Raw genomic sequence first — 18,725 nt, forward strand, 5'->3', positions numbered from 1 at the left:
ATGAATTTATTTGAAAAAGCTAATGAATGTTTAATGCATACTTATGTTCCTCTGCCTATAATAATTACTCATGGAGAAGGTTCTTGCCTATTTGATGAAAATAATAAAAAATATATAGATTTTACCAGTGGAATTGGCGTTAGCTCTGTTGGTTATAACAATAAAAAATTAAATGAAGCTATTTTAAATCAGCTTAATTCTTTTGCTCATCTTTCAAACATCTTTTTAAGCACTCCTACTGTTGAATTAGCTAATAAATTAACTACAATCTCTAAAATGAGTAAAGTGTTTTTTTCCAACTCTGGTGCAGAAGCAAATGAAGGTGCCCTTAAACTAGCAAAAAAATATAGCTATATGAAATATGGTGGAAAAAGAAATAAAATTCTTTCTTTAAAAGATTCTTTCCATGGAAGAACCTTAGCTACCCTTACAGCTACTGGACAAGATAAGTTCCATAAATACTTTGATCCATTTCCAGATGGCTATGACTACGTAACACCTAATTCTATAGAAGATTTCAAAGAAAAGCTTACTGATGATGTATGTGCTATTATAATGGAAGCAATTCAAGGAGAAGGCGGAGTTAATTTATTAAATAATAACTTTGTACAAGAAGTATGTAATGTATGTAAAGAAAAAGATGTTTTAATCATTTTTGATGAAGTTCAATGTGGACTAGGTAGAACAGGTCATATCTTTTGCTTTCAGGAGTTTGGTGTAGAAGCTGATATTATTACACTTGCTAAAGGCTTAGGCGGAGGTCTACCTATTGGTGCTATACTCTGTAATGAAAAATTATCTAATACTTTTACACCTGGCGATCATGGTTCAACTTTTGGTGGTAATCCAGTGGTATGCGCTGGTGCATTGGCTGTCTTAGATCAAATTTGTAATGATGAATTACTATCATCTGTACAAGCCAAGGGGAAATTTATAAGACAAACACTTACAAAATCAAAGCTGCCTTTAGTTAAAAATATACGTGGCTTAGGTCTTATGATTGGCATTGAAGTCTCTTGTCCTCCAGATGAAATACAAAAGAAAGCTCTTGAAAAAGGTCTTTTAATACTAACTGCTGGCAAAAATGTAGTGAGACTTCTGCCACCACTTACTATAAGTGAAATCGAAATAAAAAAAGGCTTAGCCATTTTATTAAAATGTCTAAGTTAATTGATTTAAGGGGGTTTTTATGAAAAAGGATTTATTACGTATGGATAATTTATCTAAAGAAGAAATCTTAGATATTTTAAACCTGGCAGATCAATTAAAATATGAAAATAAACATGGAATTGAACATCATTTGCTTAAGGGGAAATCTTTAGGGATGATTTTTGAAAAAGCTTCTACTCGTACAAGAGTATCTTTTGAAGTTGGTATGTATGAATTAGGAGGTCATCCTCTATTTCTAAGCTCAAAAGATTTACAAATTGGTCGTGGAGAGCCTATTCAAGATACAGCAAGAGTATTATCTAGATATTTAGATGGTATTATGATAAGAACATTTTCACAAAAAGATGTAGAAACTCTTGCAAAAGTAGCTTCAATTCCTATTATAAATGGCTTAACTGATGATGAGCATCCATGCCAAGTATTAGCTGACTTAATGACAATTAGAGAAAAAAAATTAATTCTTGATGGCTTAAAAGTAGCATATATTGGTGATGGTAATAACATGTGTAATTCTCTTTTAGTAGCATGTCTTACTTTAGGAATGGATGTTTTTATTGCTAATCCTTCTGACTATAAGCCACCTGCTTACTATATAAATAAAGGCCATGAATTAGCAAATAAAAATGGTGTTTCTTTCTTTATGACAACTTCTCCAGAAGAAGCTGTCAAAGATGTTGATGTCATTGTAACTGATGTCTGGGCTAGCATGGGACAAGAAGAAGAGTGTGATAAAAGAAGGATAGATTTTGATGGCTATCAAGTAAATAAAAAGCTTTTGACATTAGCTAAAGAAGATACCATAGTACTTCACTGCCTTCCTGCTCATAGAGGTGAAGAAATCACTAATGAAATACTGGAAGCTCATGCTGATACTATCTTTGAAGAAGCAGAAAATAGGCTACATGCTCAAAAAGCAGTCCTTGTAAAATTACTAAAGTAATTTTACACTATAAAGAAAAAGCTGAAAGCTAAGAATTCCCAGCTTTCAGCTTTTAATTAATTTGTAATTGTTTCTGAATCCATTGTTGATGAGTTAGTATTTGTATCATCAGATACTTGTTTTTCTTCTGAAGTTGTTGTATCCTCATTTACATTTTCATCATTTACTGAATCTTCTGTTATTGTGTCTCCTATTTGTGTATCATCCACTGGTCTAATTTCTTCTTCTAAATTTTGATTTTCATCGTCAGATTGCTCTTTTATTGGTTCTTGATTAAAGTCTAAAGGAGCATTTTCTTTACTTTCTTCTTCATTATTATCATTGCTTCTAAATAAATTTATAAACTTGTCCCACAAATCTACAAACCAGTTTTTAATCTTTTCAAAGAAACCTTCTTCCTTTAGCTTAATTCCTAACTCCTTAAGATTATTGCTTAATTTATTACTTGCTTCTTTTAAAGAACTCTTTAATTCTGAGTAATCTAAACCTAAGTCATTAACATCACTCATTAAGTTTACAATGGAATCTTTTGCATTAATACTAATATTCACATTATATTGATTTGTAATATTTTCAACTATCTTCTTAATTTCTTCTTCTGTTTTTGGCTGCTCTTTAATTACTTCGGTTTTAATATCATTAATTATTGTAGAAGCTTCTTCTGAACCAATTTCATCTCCTACTTTAACAGTCGTTTCAATTTCCTTTTGCGCTGCTTCCTTTTGCTTTAATGAAATTTCAAAGCCACCAACTTCTTCAACACCTGCAAGTATTCCTGATAAAGCTGAAGTTCCTGTAACTTTAAATGGTGAAGAAACCTTAACATCTGCTGCTGTTATTCCTGAAGTAATTAAAGCATTCATCAACATACTTTCAGTTACTTCTGTTAAATTAGTAGCTTTTACATTAATTCCACTATTATCATCTAATAATTTTACATATGCACTTGAATAACATCCACCAGCATAATTAGCTGGATCATTTGGATCTAAACCTAATTGTTTTATGATTACTTCATCTGTTACATATATAGTATTTGTGCCATCTGGCGCATTAAAATACTTTCTTAAAGCTGCTTCTTGTGCATCAGTTAAGTCAGAACCTAGAGCTAATATGTCACCTGGATTATAGTCTGATTTTGCAAATACTGGTGAAGCCATTCCAAGCCCCATAAGTACTGCAATACTTAATGCCATATTCTTAAGTTTATTTCTTACCATAAAAAACACTCCTATTAAAAATTTATTACTATGCTACTATAAATTTTTAAATTTATCCACTATTAAATAATAGTTTTAAGATTTTTTTAATAAAAATACAAAAAATTAATTTGAATTTATCTAGTAATTTTTTGTTTCTTCTTTTATCCTTTTTACTTCTTCAACAGATATTCCTGTACCTTTAGCTATAGTTTCTACATCAATACCAAGAAGTAAAAAGCTCTTTATATTTTTAATTTTTTCATTCTTCTTACCTTCTTCTATTCCTTCAGCCCTTCCTTCAGCCCTTCCTTCAGCTCTTCCTTCAGCTCTGCCTTCAGCTCTGCCTTCAGCTCTTCCTTCAGCCCTTCCTTCAGCTCTTCCCTCTTCTGTAGCTTTTATAATAGCACTAGTTTTATTTAGCAATGATTCTTTTCTTTTTTCATAAATACTTCTCTCTCTAGAGTTTGCACTTAATCTAATTAGTTCTTCTTTTGCTTCTCTTATTTCTTTTTTTGACATCTCCAAATTAGAAATAACTTCACCTTCTGGATTATTTATAAACTCTATCCAAGCTGTTAGCATATCTGTTATTTCTTGTGAATTTTTAACTTTTTTAAGCTTTGGTATTTCAATAAAATGAATTTCCATTACATCTGTTAACTGTTCATTTGTTTTAATTTCTTTTAATCTATATGCATTATGATACCTATTATTTTTCAAATACTTAAAATCTAATATATTTATACAAACTGTTTTAGCTAATTTTTCATAGTTATCACCTTGAATAATTTGTTCTTCATATAATTTACTCCAATAGTAAAGACTTCGTTTTATCATATTATATTCATTCTTTACCTGTATTTCTACATTAATATATTCTCCACTATTTGTTATAGCTTTTATGTCTAACCTACTATACTTATCTTCTATATGTTCTTTTTCTATATCTGAATTTTTAATTTGTACTGATTTTATAGGATCAATAGGCTCCATAACTGCATTTAAAAAAGATATTAGTATTTCAGGATGTTTTTCATTTCCAAATATTTTCTTAAATACAAAGTCTATTTTAGGACTTAATAAAACTCTAGGCATATACTAACACTCCATTACATAATTTATTTAATTTATTATATCATTTTTTATTTTAATTCTTAATATTATTTTTCTATATAATTTATAACATGTTTTATTATCATATTAATACTTCCATCACCATTTCTTTGAATTTCAAATTTACTATTATCATGGTAAGTTTCTTCATTAATATATAAGTCAATATCTTTATCTATTTTTAATCTTACACGCTTTAATTTCTTTTCAACCCAAGCTTTATCAACAGATACTTCCTCTTCAATTCCTTGACCCTTGATAAAGGTAGAAAAATCTTGTTTTGCATTTGGCTCATTATGGAATAATTGAGTTGCTAAATCTTCTATATTAATAGATTCATCTTCTTTTAATCTACTTTTTACAGCTGTTCTTATTTTTTCAGCTTTTACTGCATCTTCTGTTACATTACTTCTTGTCCATGCTTCTGTAGCTTTTAAAAATGTCTTTGTCATATCTCTGTTATTAGCCACCACTGAACATCCTAAAAAATGGTTCATAAAATAATTAGCACCATATTCTTCATCGTCTTTAGATTTTCTTTGTTTATCTATAACATATAAATCGAACTTATTATCTTCTCTTATTGGCTTTATAAATGCAGCTTTTTGAATTCTTTGACCACTGCCTGGAAGCCCTGCCATTTGTGGAACTATTCCTATTCCTATTTTATCTTCAACAAAATCTACTTGATGAGTATAGTTTTTAACATAATCCATTTTAAGTATACCTATCATTGGTCCTTGATCTGTTATTAAAGAAACAACAATTAAATCACATGATGGAATATTAGTATTACCATTCATTATGGCAAATAATTGTCTTGCTAGTTCCTTAGAAAGATTCACTATATCATGGTCTACACCATTTAAATAATCCTGTACAATTTCTTTAACTATATTTCTTTCTTCCTTAAAGACAGCTGTTTTTAATTCTTCATCTTTAAAACACTTTTCAATATGTCTATATAAAAACTTATATATATCTTCTGTAAGCTCTAAAGTAAATTCATTTAAAATTGGATCAGGACTATTACTATCTAATATATGTATTACTGCTTCTTGAATATTTATGTCATTAACGTATTCCAAAGAAAACACCCCTTAATGCTAAAAATTAATAATTAAAAATGAAAAATTAAGTTGCTCAAATATACTATTCTTGTATTAACATTTTCATTGTATTTAATCTTAAGATTTGTAAGCATAATAATTAAATTCATTTTTAATTTTCAATTAATTATAAATAAATATTGTAGTATTTACAACTTTCATTTAAGATTGGCTCTATATTTTCACTATATTCTTTTTATTATTGACTACTTAAATAATAATATTGAAAATAAGATGTTTAAAAAAGATCAATTATTAGTATACTCCCTTATTTGTACAATCTCCATGACGTACTCCTTAATAAAGTGTAGCGTTTATATTTTTGAGCAAACAAAAAAACATTGACAATTAATCAATGCTTAATATCTTTCTTATTTGATAGGTTAATGTAAATATAATTTTATTTATTAATTTATATCTATTAAGATATTCTTCAACTTATTTTTTACTAGATAGAATACGCTTGTTTCATTATGCAAATTTAATACCTCCTAATAATAGGATATCATACCTTTGCAACCTATTCAATCAAAGTATTATATCTAATAATAACCTCATTATTAGCTTTCTTTCTGCCGTTCACGGTTAGTGCAAGCAGCATAATGTCTGCTATATTATACTTATCTATACCACTTCTTAATAACTTGTTAGATTCATAAAAATCAGCCTCAATTTATATCTACATTCCACTATGGTTCTATTAAAATCAGATACAGCATTTGAAAAAGTTAATAATACTACATCTACATTCCACTATGGTTCTATTAAAATCTTAGACTTGATGGGTTAGCAGGTATGTTAATTAAAATCTACATTCCACTATGGTTCTATTAAAATTGTCATAGCTTCATCATCTTCACCTAAGTTGATGTAATCTACATTCCACTATGGTTCTATTAAAATTCTAAGAGCATCCAATCCATGATTATTCTTGTCTACATCTACATTCCACTATGGTTCTATTAAAATTATAACTTTATATAAAGGAGAAACACAAGCTGCTACATCTACATTCCACTATGGTTCTATTAAAATTATCATTTTATTAACTTTTTTGCTGGGGGTGAGCGTATCTACATTCCACTATGGTTCTATTAAAATAATGATACTTCCATTAGTTACTAGAACATCATATAAATCTACATTCCACTATGGTTCTATTAAAATCTTCGATATCAGATAAATTATTTTGTATTAATGTTAAATCTACATTCCACTATGGTTCTATTAAAATTAAGTCATATCTGAATCCACTAAATACTTCATATTGATCTACATTCCACTATGGTTCTATTAAAATTTTAGCAAAGAGGCTAAATATAAATGTTTAAAATGATCTACATTCCACTATGGTTCTATTAAAATTAAACATAAACCAAGTTGGAATTTATAATCAACTCCATCTACATTCCACTATGGTTCTATTAAAATCAGAATTCGACAGTTTAACGAGCTTTACATATAATTGATCTACATTCCACTATGGTTCTATTAAAATTCTAATGAAAATGCCCAATTTACGTTTAGCCTCCCTTATCTACATTCCACTATGGTTCTATTAAAATGAAAAAGACGTTGCTGATTTATTATTAGAAGTATCAATCTACATTCCACTATGGTTCTATTAAAATTCACACAAGATGTAAAAAAGCATACGATTGGGTATAATCTACATTCCACTATGGTTCTATTAAAATGAACATATAAAAACTGATGATGTGCCTTATGATATAATCTACATTCCACTATGGTTCTATTAAAATAATTAACAAGGATAATACTTGTCCAACCGTGTCCAAATCTACATTCCACTATGGTTCTATTAAAATTAATATAATAATTCAAAAAATTTTTTTAATTAATAATCTACATTCCACTATGGTTCTATTAAAATTTTAGAGTTAGGTGCTACAGTAACTGGAGTAAATATATCTACATTCCACTATGGTTCTATTAAAATTAAACAGATAACGAATAAAGATTTTTAATAATTAATAATCTACATTCCACTATGGTTCTATTAAAATTTACAGATGTTACTTCATCACCTTTTAATTCAATAAGATCTACATTCCACTATGGTTCTATTAAAATCATCTATATTAAACATATTTTTCATAGCTTCATATGCATCTACATTCCACTATGGTTCTATTAAAATAGACGACAAATTTAAATTAAAAATCAGTGGTGTTGGATCTACATTCCACTATGGTTCTATTAAAATGGTAACTACTCTCTGTATGTTAAGGAGTGTTTCTAGATCTACATTCCACTATGGTTCTATTAAAATCCTACTTATTTCAGTATTAACTAATCTTTTTACATATCTACATTCCACTATGGTTCTATTAAAATTCTGTTTGTATTCCATATCTAATGCTATCTAAACCAATCTACATTCCACTATGGTTCTATTAAAATATTAAATATAGTGTCTTTCTCCCTATACTTACTCAAATCTACATTCCACTATGGTTCTATTAAAATTGTAAAACACACCATCTTTAATTGTTATATCATATATCTACATTCCACTATGGTTCTATTAAAATTTACTATAAGCGTGTACCCGATTGAGTGCTTCTAATATCTACATTCCACTATGGTTCTATTAAAATCGACTCTTTACACGTACTATTTTTAAAATCTTGTGCAATCTACATTCCACTATGGTTCTATTAAAATTCGTTGTAACATTATTAGATTATGATAATAAAATCGTATCTACATTCCACTATGGTTCTATTAAAATTCCCATTTTCATGCTAAAACTTAAATCGTATAAGCCATCTACATTCCACTATGGTTCTATTAAAATCAAGAAGTTAGTTAAAAAGGACTTAAAGTTTATCCATCTACATTCCACTATGGTTCTATTAAAATGAAAAGGGCATATGCCCTTTAAAGTCATTCTACATTATCTACATTCCACTATGGTTCTATTAAAATCTTACCATAAACTCTAATAAAGTCTTTAACTGCTTGATCTACATTCCACTATGGTTCTATTAAAATTGAGTAACACTTAAAATTAATTTTATTTTTAATATTATCTACATTCCACTATGGTTCTATTAAAATTTATATTAAATACATCTACAACATTAAAGCCAGAAAATCTACATTCCACTATGGTTCTATTAAAATAACTTCATCTTCGCTGAAAGGCTCTGAATTATATTTATCTACATTCCACTATGGTTCTATTAAAATAATGAAAAATGCACTTGAAATCTTAAAAGAAACTGTATCTACATTCCACTATGGTTCTATTAAAATCCGTGCCTATAAAACACTATATATAATGCTATTTATAGCTAGTTATTTTGTCGACCTAAAATAATTTATACTTAATTTGTAAGTATAATAAATATATAATTTTTAAAATCCTATAACCATGCTGATTTTAGCTTTCTGTCATACCCCATATATTTTAGCATTATTATAGGTCGACAATCAAATAAAGTTATCTAATTTATCTTCAACTAATGCCCACATTTCTTTTTCCATCCATCTATTGTTTCTTGCCTTAAAAATTATAATAGAATCAATATCCTTCTTAACTATTTTATCTAGCTCCATTTTTAATTTCATAATTTGTACTTCTGTAAGTTCACCTTCAAATACTGATTTCTGAATATGAGTTAAATACTTTTTACAAGTTTTAAAAACTCTATTTAACCTTCTTCCACCATTATCTTCTCCTGCTATATCATATATTAAAATAACATACATATCTAATCACCTACCACCAAATCCTAAATCCATCATATTCCTTTTCACCAAGTAAATGCTTAACTAGCTTATAACATTCCAATCTCATTAAATATTGATAAGTAACTACTTTATTTAATTCTTTATGCTTAATGGTTGTAAGCAACTTATTGTCAATTTCTCTAAGTATAAGTGCTGATGCTTCTTTTGTAAGATGCATTCTATTTAACCCTTTAGTAAAACTCTTTTCTGTTATCTGTTTTTTATTTAAAAGAGAAAAAATTAATCTATCACCTATGATTGGTTTAAATATTTCAGCTATATCTAAACATAAAGAAAATCTTCTTTCACTTGGTTCATGAAGATAACTTATAGTAGGATTTAATTGTGTCATATATACCTCACTTAAGACCTTTGTATAAATTACTGAATTAACAAATGATATTAATGTATTAATCATATTATCTGGTGGATGCATAATTCTTTTTTCAAAATTAATTTCCTGATCAATTATTATATTCCAAGCTTCATAATATATTTTACGTATATTTCCTTCATATCCCATAAGTTCTTGAATGTTTGTACTTAATGGAAGCCTTTTTCTTAAGTCATCTATAATTTCCATATACTCTTTTACATTTTTACCTCTTGAATTATAATATCTTAAATTTCTATAGATATTATCAGCTGCAGCTTCAATAAACTTCTTTGCAATCTCTAATCTTTTTTCATAATCACTATAATGCTCTACTTGTTTAACTAAAAGACTTCCTGACAATAACTGCTCTCTTGGATAAAAACTTCCTGTATAAAAACTATAATAATTAAAAAAGTGTACTGTTACTCCATATTTAGCTAACAAGTTAATTAAACTTGTATTAAAATTCATTTCAGACATTACATATAAGTCACCAACATTTTCAATAGGAATATCCTTTTTACTTCCTAGTTCATTAACAAATCTTATTGTATTATCCTTTCTCTGCATCATTCCATCATTATAAATATAAAAACTTCTCTTCATTATGTCACCTCCTATATAAAACAAAGATCATAATAAGAACATTTTTTACATACACTACAACTTACAATATTTCCAGGTACTTTTTCATTGACAATTCCCTTTATATCCTTTAAGACAATTTCAATTTCTTCAATATCTTCATCCTCTAAAAACACATCTAAAGTCTGCTTTAGAAGAGGATAATCAATTTTTCCAGTAACACCATCTACACCTTTTTTCTTTAAGTAATATAAATAATACTTAACCTGCATTATACTGGCTTCTTCTATCTTTCTGCTTTTCTTAATTTCATGCAATACTTTATCACTTTTTATATAATCAATATTAATAACATTATCTATATTAATATGCTTATCATTTCTACTATAAGATTCTTCATCTAAAAGCTTTCCAATTAATACATTTTCACTATTTTGTTCCATTGTAATTTCATGATAAAAATACCAAAGCTTTCTTTTACACACATAATAGTAATAAAACATAACACCTGTTATCTCTTTTTCCATATATTTACCTATAAAAATTCCCCTTCTCCACTTTGTATAGTATATTCCTTACTAAAAAAACCTTTTTCATCATAGTTACAATCAATAACTTTTATTTTTTCTCTATTATTGATTCTAATATCACTACATAATTCCGCTTTATTTTTAATTACAGCTTTTTTATACTTTTCTACCTCATATCCAGGAATAGAAACTGTATATGACATTAACTTTTCTTTATTTTTAATTTTTTCTGCCCTATCTAAATTTCTATCACTTAATAAACTTTCTAGTTTATCTATTTCATCAAAATACTTATCATATATAGGTTTTGGTATTATATCTTCAGAATAAATTTCTCTTAATTGTATATCACTTTTATCAAATTTATATGGTATTATATCTCTTATTTTATTATAAGCTTTTCTATAACTCTTTAAATAATCACTATCCTTTAATTGCTCTGTAGTAAATAATTCATTAATTAATCTAAGTTTTTCACTTTCATTTATTAATCCATTAACATTGCTTAATGCTTTTTTAGATAATTCATACATTGTTTTATCAATAAAACCTTTATTTCCTCTTTTAATTATTTCTTTATCTATTTCTGTATAAACAAAGCAATTAGTCTTAGAATTATCTTTTACACCTTTTCTATTACATCTCCCAAATCTTTGGAATAGTGAATTTAAGTCCTGTAATTCTGTAAATAAATAATCAAAATCTATATCAAGACTTGCTTCCACTAATGAAGTTGAAATCCATATTCCTGAAGCTTTATCAATTATTTTATTCTTATCATCTGAATAAGTTTTACCAAAGTCTTTAATTTCATCTTCTAAATTTTTTCTTTCACTTCTAATAAATCTACTATGAAGAATATGCAAACTTTCTTCTAATCCCTCTTCTTCAAGCATATCTTTTAACTCTAAATATAGCTGCTGTGCTTTTTTTACTGTATTACATATAACTAATATTTTATTACTATTTCCTTCTTCATTAAGAGTATATTTATTTAAAATATCTATGGCTGATATTTTATTTTCAATAACTTCAACATTGTGCCTTTTAATTTCATCATTAACAAACTCTACTTTTTCTTTAAAATTAATATTTTCTATTAATAAATCATTTATAAAAGGAGGTAATGTTGCTGTAACTATTGCTATTCTTCCACCTAATTTGCTTATTCTTTGTAAGCCATATATTAAGTAAGCTAGAAGTGCAGGATCATACATTTGTATTTCATCTACTACTATCTTTGAGTAAGATAGCGTTGTTAGTTTTAATTCATATCCCTGATATTTGAATACAAAATCAAATAATTGATCCATAGTTGTTATATTAAGCGGAATAGACCACTGCTTTCCCTCTTTTTCATATTCTTCAATTTCATAAAATTCATTATCACTTATATTTTCAAATTGTTGAATATAGTATTCTAATGATGCTGAGTGTAATATTGAGACTTTTTTATTTATATCATTTATATTTTTACTTTCAATAATATCATTTGAAATTCTTTTATACATAGCATTAATGGCTGTTCTTAATGGTAGAATAAAATATCCCTTATTATCTCCAATCCAATTTAATGCTCCTTCAGTTTTTCCCATACCAGTTTGAGCTACCACAATAATATTATTATCTTTATTTTCTAAACAATATTTCTGCATTGGATTCCAATTATTTGTGATGTTTTTATCTTTCATACGTTGAAGAAATTTACTCAAATTTTCTTCTAAAAAATCATTTTTATATTCACAATCATAACCTGCACTGGCACTATAATCACATTTATGAAGATAACCCTTAACCAATACAGCATCATTATCCTCTATATTTTCAATAAATTTATCTCTTACATCTATTATATCAACATCAAACCCTAATTCATCTAATGTATCTTCTATAAGTTCCTCATACTTATCATCATAAACATAATCACAAACATCTACATAATTATGATGATTTATTATAGCATGTAATACAATAGCATAATCTTTTTCATTATCAAAATCTTCCTGACTCATCATAAATCCAGATAAAATATTATGAGGAACTTCTTTATCTAAATTAAACTTTAATTTTTTCCCATTTTCACTATTAACTCTTTTTTGAAAATAATCATTTACTTTTCCTATATCATGATTTATACAAGCTTCTTTAGCTAACATATAAATATGATTATCTTTTATATATCCATAATCTTTTAATAAATCCAACTGAACTAATAACTCATCTGTATGCTGTTTAATTGTTTTATCAGGTTTAGCAAGTTTCTCACCATATTTCATATAATTCTCCTTAATAATACAGCAGCACAAAAGTACTGCTGCATAAATTTAAATAAAATTAACTATATATTTTTCATTGATAGCTTCATCTATCCATAAATTTTCTTTTGTATTTTTAATAGAATAATTTGAAGTATATATTACTTTACACTTATTAAATCGTCTAATTAATTTATTATTTATATCTTCATAAGTAAAATCTTTATTTATATGATACTTTGTTCCGCATATTCTTCCACCACTCTTTTTCTTTACTGATATATTTTTTTCTAATACATCTTCATAGCATAAATATGCAGAGTTTTTGCTTTTTACTCTTTCATTAAATTCTTTAAGTTCTACTATTTCAGCTTCTTTTATATTTACAAAATCTTCACTGCGACCAATTGACTTAATATTGTATATATTTTTATGTATAATTTCTAATATTTCCTCATCAGTCCTAACATGAATTATAAGCTCAATATCATTTAATATTTCATAATATTTTAAAGAAGTTACAAGGCTTTTGAATTTTGAGTATGGAGCTTCAAAATTTTCTTCTTTATATTTCTTAAACTTACTATTAATCTCTTTTTCTAAAGCTTTTATTTCTTTTTCTCTTAAAACTACAGCTTCATACTTCTTGTCTTTTTTATCTAAAGTTTTCTTTTTATTAGCTAATTTCTTTTTTCTTATCTTAATTAAATCTAAAACTGACTTTAATCTTTCTTTATTAAATTTATCAGCATAATCTCTTAAATCTAATAAATCACGATATTCTTTTAATAACTCTTCATTAAATACCTCTATGGTAACTCCTTTTCTAAAATCATTTCCCATAGATTTTTTTGCTGATGCTACTTTTGTATAAGCACCTGATAGCGTTGAATCATTAGCCATTTTAACTAATATACCTCTATCATTAAAAACTGAATTTAAAAAACAGTAATCAGTATATGGCTCTCTATGCATTGATTTATAATTTCCCTGAACACTTATATCCATAGGCTTATATTCTGTAAATCCACATGCACTATGAATTGCACCAATAATTGTAGAAAAAGGAGGTAGAGGATATGTCATTTTATTTTTATCACTTTCTTCTTTCCTATAATTAGCACTGGTCTGAGTTAATACTATTCTTAGAGCTTTCATTTAATCACCAACCTTGCCTCTGCATTAAACTCCATAATAGTTTTTAACTTCAGATTTAAGTTCATTAAAGAAAGTAACTATACTTTTTGGTTGTAATTCTTTAATAATTTCAGCTTGATTGTTAAATACATTACTTTTTAATAATGCTACACTATATTCTGATGATATTTTTTCTTTTAAATCATCAGATAAAATTAATTTTTCATTTTCCACTTTAACAACATTTTCAAAATAATGTGTCTTTCTATTTGATAATCCTCCAACTACGAAAACAGGTTCAGCATTGTCTAAATTACCCTTTACTGTCAAAGTTAAGTTTTCAATAGCATCTAATATTGCATTAACTCTATGAGCTTTTTCATTATTATCTGCTTCTACTTTAAAGTTTTCATCTTTACCTATCATATCCAAATCAATGGTAATGCTATATACTTTTAATGCTTTATCATATTCATATTGATATGGCATTAACCCTGATTCTTTTGATGAATCTTGTAGATTTATTCCCTTAGATGCTGCTTGATTTTGTGCTAAATATAAATTATTATGGAATCTTGTTTCATTTACAAAGCTTTCACAGCTAATTGCATCAGTTAAATAAAATGAGCTTTTTCTTATAAAAGTAGATCCTGTAGTATTCATATATCCACCTTCTAAAGCTCTACAGTTAGCAACATTTAATTCTTCATTCACTTTCTTTTGAGTTGCACCACTTACATCTGTTTGTAAATCATCATACATTCCGCTTTGAACCATAATTGCATTTTTCATACTTTCACGGCTTCTTATGGAGTATACCTTTCTATTTTTATATACCTTTTGTACACTTGCTATATTTCCTAAACCTTCCCCATAATTTGATGTCATATTTGCTACCACAGTTAATGTAATACTTTTTCCCATTATTCTTTACCTCCATCATTTTCCTTCTTAATTAATGAATTAACAAAACTATATGCTACATCTTTATTTGATTCAAAATCCTCAAATAAATCATATGCAAAATCAAATGATACATCTGAATAATTAGATAATTGTAATAATATATCACAAAATCTATCATAATCTCTAAACACAATAGCACTAGTTAATTTTTGTCTATAACTTGTTAACTTATTTTCTGGTATTTTTTCTACCACAGCCTTAGCTGATGCATAAGCTGCCTTAGTTCTTTTTTCCATAACCTCTCCTCCATTTTCAATAATTATATTTACATCAATTAATTTTGAAACAACATAACTTCTTTCATTTTCTTTTAAAAACATTTCAATAAGCTTATCTACCCTTACTTCATTTAATATACAATCAATTACTTCATCATATACATTTATCCAATAATCATCAGTAATCTTCTTTACCGTATTAAACACTTTATAAAAGCTTTTTATTTTTTTAAGACATTCTATGCTCGCTTCTCTAATATATAAAGTCTCGAAGAAATCATTTTCTTGTTTTTTTGAAATTACTTCTATATCTGAATTAATAAAATCATCTAACTCTATAATATTATTAAATAATATTTTTTTTGAATCTGACATCCCATCTTTTATATCTGATTTTTCCACTAAACTTTTGTAAGTATTATTGCTTTTTATTAAATTATCAATGGTAATATTGTCATTAATGAAAAACTTTTCTCTTTTACCATTAAAACCAAATAAAATAAAATCAAAGACTATATCATCTTCATAAACATAGTTATTTTTATTAAAATTATAAGAAATAGATTTTCCTTTTTTCCCTGTATCTATATAATATCCTACAAGCCTACAACATTGTCCTTCATTAGAAAATAAGCTATTTGTATTGCAATAATTTGCATAGAGATTATTTTTATTTTTAAATGTTTCTTTAATCAGTACACTCTTATTTTTTAATATAATATTTAATATTTCATCTGAATTTTTACCATCAAATTTTACTTTCCCAAATACTTTTTTTAATATTGTATTTGCTTTAAGTTTGTCATTTATGTCCTTAATATCTGCATCTGAAAACTCCTCCTTTTGAAGCATATTTTCAATTATTTTATGATGCATATCATCTTTATAAAAATCTTCAGCAAATTCTAAATATCTTTCTTCATTTATATCTTCTTCATTATAAAAAAGACAATCGTTTTTTATTTCATATTCTACATTATCTTTTTCATAATACTGAAAGTATTCAACCAAACCATTAATAGCTGCCGAATATCTCCAGTCAGAAGTTTCTAAGCAAGTATTAAATTTTTGATTCTCTAACTTTATCTTCACATTCTTCCCCCTCTATACTAAATCAATGGTTCCATATCCAGCAGAACGTTTGGAACCTAAACCTACAGTATATAAATACTGTAAAATTTCCGACGTGGCTGATATATCAAATACACCTGATACACTATCAATATATACATCATAATTTTTGCTTACTATTTTACGACCATTAACTTCATTTACTTTTATTTTTTTTATATCTTCTAAGGTATAGCCCGCTTTTTCACATTGAACTTTTATATTTTTTTCTAGTTCATTTATATAATTTTCATCTTCCACAGTAAAATACTTATCTTTATTAGTTTTTCTATTATGATCACGCACAACAACAGAACTTCCAGATAATGTTTTAAACAAAGCTCTATCTGACATTATTAATTTTTCATTTAATCTCCTTACACTTACAAGTTTCATTTCATTATTTTCTGATAATTTAAAATTAATTCCCTTCATCTTTAAAAATCCATTTTGTAATATTAGACCTGCTCTATTTTCATCAGATACAGAAAAATACATTTTCACTATATTATTATCAAATGTAACATAGTCCCTACTAAACTTTGGATTCTCAAATGCTATAGCGAATGTAAACGGTTTTGATTTAGTATTTTTGTAATATTCTTCAAAATATTTTCCTTCATTACATATTGTTAGCATCATTTTTATCCAACTTATAAAGTATCTCCGAAAATCAATATTTAATTTATTAAACTTTATTTCAAAAATCATACAACTTTTCATATTTAAACCTCCTCTTTTAAGGATATATTTAAAATTTTATATTGTCAATCCATAATTTAGAATTTATATATATAAATTTTCTTTATTATATTTTTTGATTTTTAAGAGCTTTTTGATATTATAGTTATATAGAACCATATTGGAATGTAGATTAATTAAGAATCTATATTATTCTTTTAAAACATTATTAAAATTAATAGTCCATATTGGAACATGGAACAAAACTATAGTATTTTTAAACTATAGTTTTTTGTTATAATAGAGGTTATACTTATAATAAAAAAACTATTGTATAAGGAGTATATTATGACTGAAAAATTACTTATTATAGATGGTAGCAGTTTGCTAAGCACTAGCTTTTATGCCACTGCTACTGCTTACTTAATGGCCAAGACTGATGAAGATAAAGAAAAGGCCTTAGAAAGGCTTATGAAAACTTCTGATGGAAGATATACTAACGGTGTATTTCCTTTCATGAGAACGCTTTTATCTTTAATTAAGAAAAACCAACCTACTCACTTAGCTGTAGTATGGGATGTTTCAAGACAAACTTTCAGACAAGAAATTGCTGGTGGTACATATAAAGGTACAAGAAAAGCAACTCCTCATCCATTAAAAGAACAGTTTATTAGTACACAAAACCTTCTTCAAGGAATAATACCTCAATTCTTAAGTGGAAGAGATGATGAAGAAGTTTATGAAGCTGATGACTTTGCTGGCTCACTGGCAAAAAGATTTCAAACTGAAATTCCTGTCTTTCTTCACACAAAAGACGAAGATTATCTTCAATTAGTCGACAGCAACACTAGAGTATGGCTAGGTAGCAGCAAAGCTGATAAGATGTTTGAAGATTTAAATTTAAACAGACAAGAATTTAACGTACCTGATGGCTTCTTTGAATTTACTCTTTCAACCTTAAAAGATATAAAAGGATTAGAGCCATATCAAATAGTTGAATATAAAGCTCTTTGTGGAGATACTTCTGATAATATCCCTGGTGTAAAAGGCGTTGGTGAGAAAGCTGTTATTCCACTACTACAAGAATATGGAACTATTGAAGCTATCTATGAAACAATTGAAAATTTAAGTGCTAAAGAAGAAAAAGAACTTAAGAAATTCTTCAAGGAAAGCTTAGGTATTGGTCGTTCTCCAATTTCTTATATGCTAGCTGATGGTGTAATTGCCTTAGGAAATGGTGATAAAATTAATTATAATGCTATTTTTGATGAAGTTACTGAAGAAGATACTACTTTACAACCTTTATTTGAAGAAAAGCTAGGAAAATTAAAATTCCCTATAAGACTTTCTAATGCTGAAGATATAGAAAAGCTAAAAAATGAAGAAGTATTTGGTATACAATTATGTGCTAAAGAATCTGCTTTCATGAGTAAAGAGCTAGCTACTATAAAAACTGATATTGAATCAATAGCCCAAGTTAATCTTGATGATATTAAGCTAAATATAGATTATACTGAGCTTAAAAATAGATTATTAGATTTAGAAATTAAAACACTTATATAGTATAGGAGAAA

At 26.8% G+C, this 18,725-nt stretch carries 14 protein-coding genes and 1 CRISPR repeat array; of the genes, 3 read left to right on the forward strand and 11 right to left on the reverse strand.

Annotated elements, in window-relative coordinates:
- Positions 1-1,170, forward strand: a complete 1,170-nt coding sequence (locus BHW04_RS04245; protein ID WP_302699004.1) for an aspartate aminotransferase family protein — start codon at positions 1-3, stop codon at positions 1,168-1,170.
- Positions 1,171-1,189: 19 nt separating this feature from the next.
- Positions 1,190-2,110 carry an ornithine carbamoyltransferase gene (argF, locus tag BHW04_RS04250; RefSeq protein ID WP_186834476.1) on the forward strand — a complete coding sequence of 307 codons (921 nt, stop codon included), beginning with the start codon at positions 1,190-1,192 and terminating at the stop codon, positions 2,108-2,110.
- Between the two features lie 56 nt (positions 2,111-2,166).
- On the opposite strand, the gene BHW04_RS04255 is transcribed toward argF, so the two are convergent.
- From BHW04_RS04255 to cas6, 11 genes are all read right to left on the reverse strand, one after another.
- A complete protein-coding gene (locus BHW04_RS04255) occupies positions 2,167-3,330 on the reverse strand; it encodes a DUF1002 domain-containing protein (RefSeq protein ID WP_302699006.1) in 1,164 nt (387 codons plus the stop codon).
- Positions 3,331-3,450: 120 nt separating this feature from the next.
- Complete coding sequence (locus tag BHW04_RS04260; RefSeq protein WP_302632240.1) at positions 3,451-4,407, reverse strand: Rpn family recombination-promoting nuclease/putative transposase; 957 nt, start codon at positions 4,405-4,407, stop codon at positions 3,451-3,453.
- Between the two features lie 65 nt (positions 4,408-4,472).
- Positions 4,473-5,513 (reverse strand): nucleoid-associated protein, encoded by a 1,041-nt coding sequence (locus BHW04_RS04265; RefSeq protein WP_022168902.1) that lies wholly within the window; start codon positions 5,511-5,513, stop codon positions 4,473-4,475.
- A gap of 698 nt (positions 5,514-6,211) precedes the next feature.
- Positions 6,212-8,816: a CRISPR direct-repeat array (repeat unit 30 nt; unit sequence ATCTACATTCCACTATGGTTCTATTAAAAT).
- 177 nt (positions 8,817-8,993) lie between these two features.
- Positions 8,994-9,272, reverse strand: coding sequence for a CRISPR-associated endonuclease Cas2 (gene cas2, locus BHW04_RS04270; RefSeq protein ID WP_302652681.1), 279 nt, complete (start codon positions 9,270-9,272; stop codon positions 8,994-8,996).
- Between the two features lie 10 nt (positions 9,273-9,282).
- Positions 9,283-10,275, reverse strand: coding sequence for a type I-B CRISPR-associated endonuclease Cas1b (cas1b, locus tag BHW04_RS04275; RefSeq protein WP_302659900.1), 993 nt, complete (start codon positions 10,273-10,275; stop codon positions 9,283-9,285).
- 11 nt (positions 10,276-10,286) lie between these two features.
- Positions 10,287-10,781 carry a CRISPR-associated protein Cas4 gene (locus tag BHW04_RS04280; protein WP_302699008.1) on the reverse strand — a complete coding sequence of 165 codons (495 nt, stop codon included), beginning with the start codon at positions 10,779-10,781 and terminating at the stop codon, positions 10,287-10,289.
- A gap of 8 nt (positions 10,782-10,789) precedes the next feature.
- Positions 10,790-13,060: a CRISPR-associated helicase Cas3' gene (gene cas3 / locus BHW04_RS04285; protein ID WP_302652678.1), complete on the reverse strand. Its 2,271-nt coding sequence runs from the start codon at positions 13,058-13,060 to the stop codon at positions 10,790-10,792.
- Between the two features lie 48 nt (positions 13,061-13,108).
- A complete protein-coding gene (cas5, locus tag BHW04_RS04290) occupies positions 13,109-14,197 on the reverse strand; it encodes a CRISPR-associated protein Cas5 (RefSeq protein ID WP_302699009.1) in 1,089 nt (362 codons plus the stop codon).
- A 24-nt stretch (positions 14,198-14,221) separates the two neighbouring features.
- A complete protein-coding gene (gene cas7i / locus BHW04_RS04295; protein ID WP_368072953.1) occupies positions 14,222-15,100 on the reverse strand; it encodes a type I-B CRISPR-associated protein Cas7/Cst2/DevR in 879 nt (292 codons plus the stop codon).
- Entirely contained in the window at positions 15,100-16,452 is a 1,353-nt protein-coding gene (gene cas8a1 / locus BHW04_RS04300) for a type I CRISPR-associated protein Cas8a1/Csx8 (protein ID WP_302699011.1), read from the reverse strand. Before cas8a1 ends, cas7i begins: the two co-directional genes overlap by 1 nt.
- 12 nt (positions 16,453-16,464) lie before the next feature.
- Positions 16,465-17,193 (reverse strand): CRISPR-associated endoribonuclease Cas6, encoded by a 729-nt coding sequence (gene cas6 / locus BHW04_RS04305; RefSeq protein WP_302699013.1) that lies wholly within the window; start codon positions 17,191-17,193, stop codon positions 16,465-16,467.
- A gap of 306 nt (positions 17,194-17,499) precedes the next feature.
- Here cas6 and BHW04_RS04310 point away from each other — a divergent pair, with 306 nt between their 5' ends.
- Positions 17,500-18,714, forward strand: a complete 1,215-nt coding sequence (locus BHW04_RS04310; RefSeq protein WP_302699014.1) for a 5'-3' exonuclease — start codon at positions 17,500-17,502, stop codon at positions 18,712-18,714.
- The last annotated feature ends 11 nt before the right edge of the window (positions 18,715-18,725 follow it).

It is taken from the genome of Clostridium sp. 29_15 (genome assembly GCF_001916075.1).
Lineage (GTDB): Bacteria > Bacillota > Clostridia > Clostridiales > Clostridiaceae > Clostridium > Clostridium lentum.

What these genes read in the sequence shown, in the direction of transcription:
- BHW04_RS04245 (WP_302699004.1), top strand. Translation starts at nt 1, where the DNA reads ATGAATTTATTTGAAAAAGCTAATGAATGTTTAATGCATACTTATGTT.
- argF (WP_186834476.1), top strand. Translation starts at nt 1,190, where the DNA reads ATGAAAAAGGATTTATTACGTATGGATAATTTATCTAAAGAAGAAATC.
- BHW04_RS04255 (WP_302699006.1), bottom strand. Translation starts at nt 3,330, where the DNA reads ATGGTAAGAAATAAACTTAAGAATATGGCATTAAGTATTGCAGTACTT.
- BHW04_RS04260 (WP_302632240.1), bottom strand. Translation starts at nt 4,407, where the DNA reads ATGCCTAGAGTTTTATTAAGTCCTAAAATAGACTTTGTATTTAAGAAA.
- cas2 (WP_302652681.1), bottom strand. Translation starts at nt 9,272, where the DNA reads ATGTATGTTATTTTAATATATGATATAGCAGGAGAAGATAATGGTGGA.
- cas1b (WP_302659900.1), bottom strand. Translation starts at nt 10,275, where the DNA reads ATGAAGAGAAGTTTTTATATTTATAATGATGGAATGATGCAGAGAAAG.
- BHW04_RS04280 (WP_302699008.1), bottom strand. Translation starts at nt 10,781, where the DNA reads ATGGAAAAAGAGATAACAGGTGTTATGTTTTATTACTATTATGTGTGT.
- cas3 (WP_302652678.1), bottom strand. Translation starts at nt 13,060, where the DNA reads ATGAAATATGGTGAGAAACTTGCTAAACCTGATAAAACAATTAAACAG.
- cas5 (WP_302699009.1), bottom strand. Translation starts at nt 14,197, where the DNA reads ATGAAAGCTCTAAGAATAGTATTAACTCAGACCAGTGCTAATTATAGG.
- cas7i (WP_368072953.1), bottom strand. Translation starts at nt 15,100, where the DNA reads ATGGGAAAAAGTATTACATTAACTGTGGTAGCAAATATGACATCAAAT.
- cas6 (WP_302699013.1), bottom strand. Translation starts at nt 17,193, where the DNA reads ATGAAAAGTTGTATGATTTTTGAAATAAAGTTTAATAAATTAAATATT.
- BHW04_RS04310 (WP_302699014.1), top strand. Translation starts at nt 17,500, where the DNA reads ATGACTGAAAAATTACTTATTATAGATGGTAGCAGTTTGCTAAGCACT.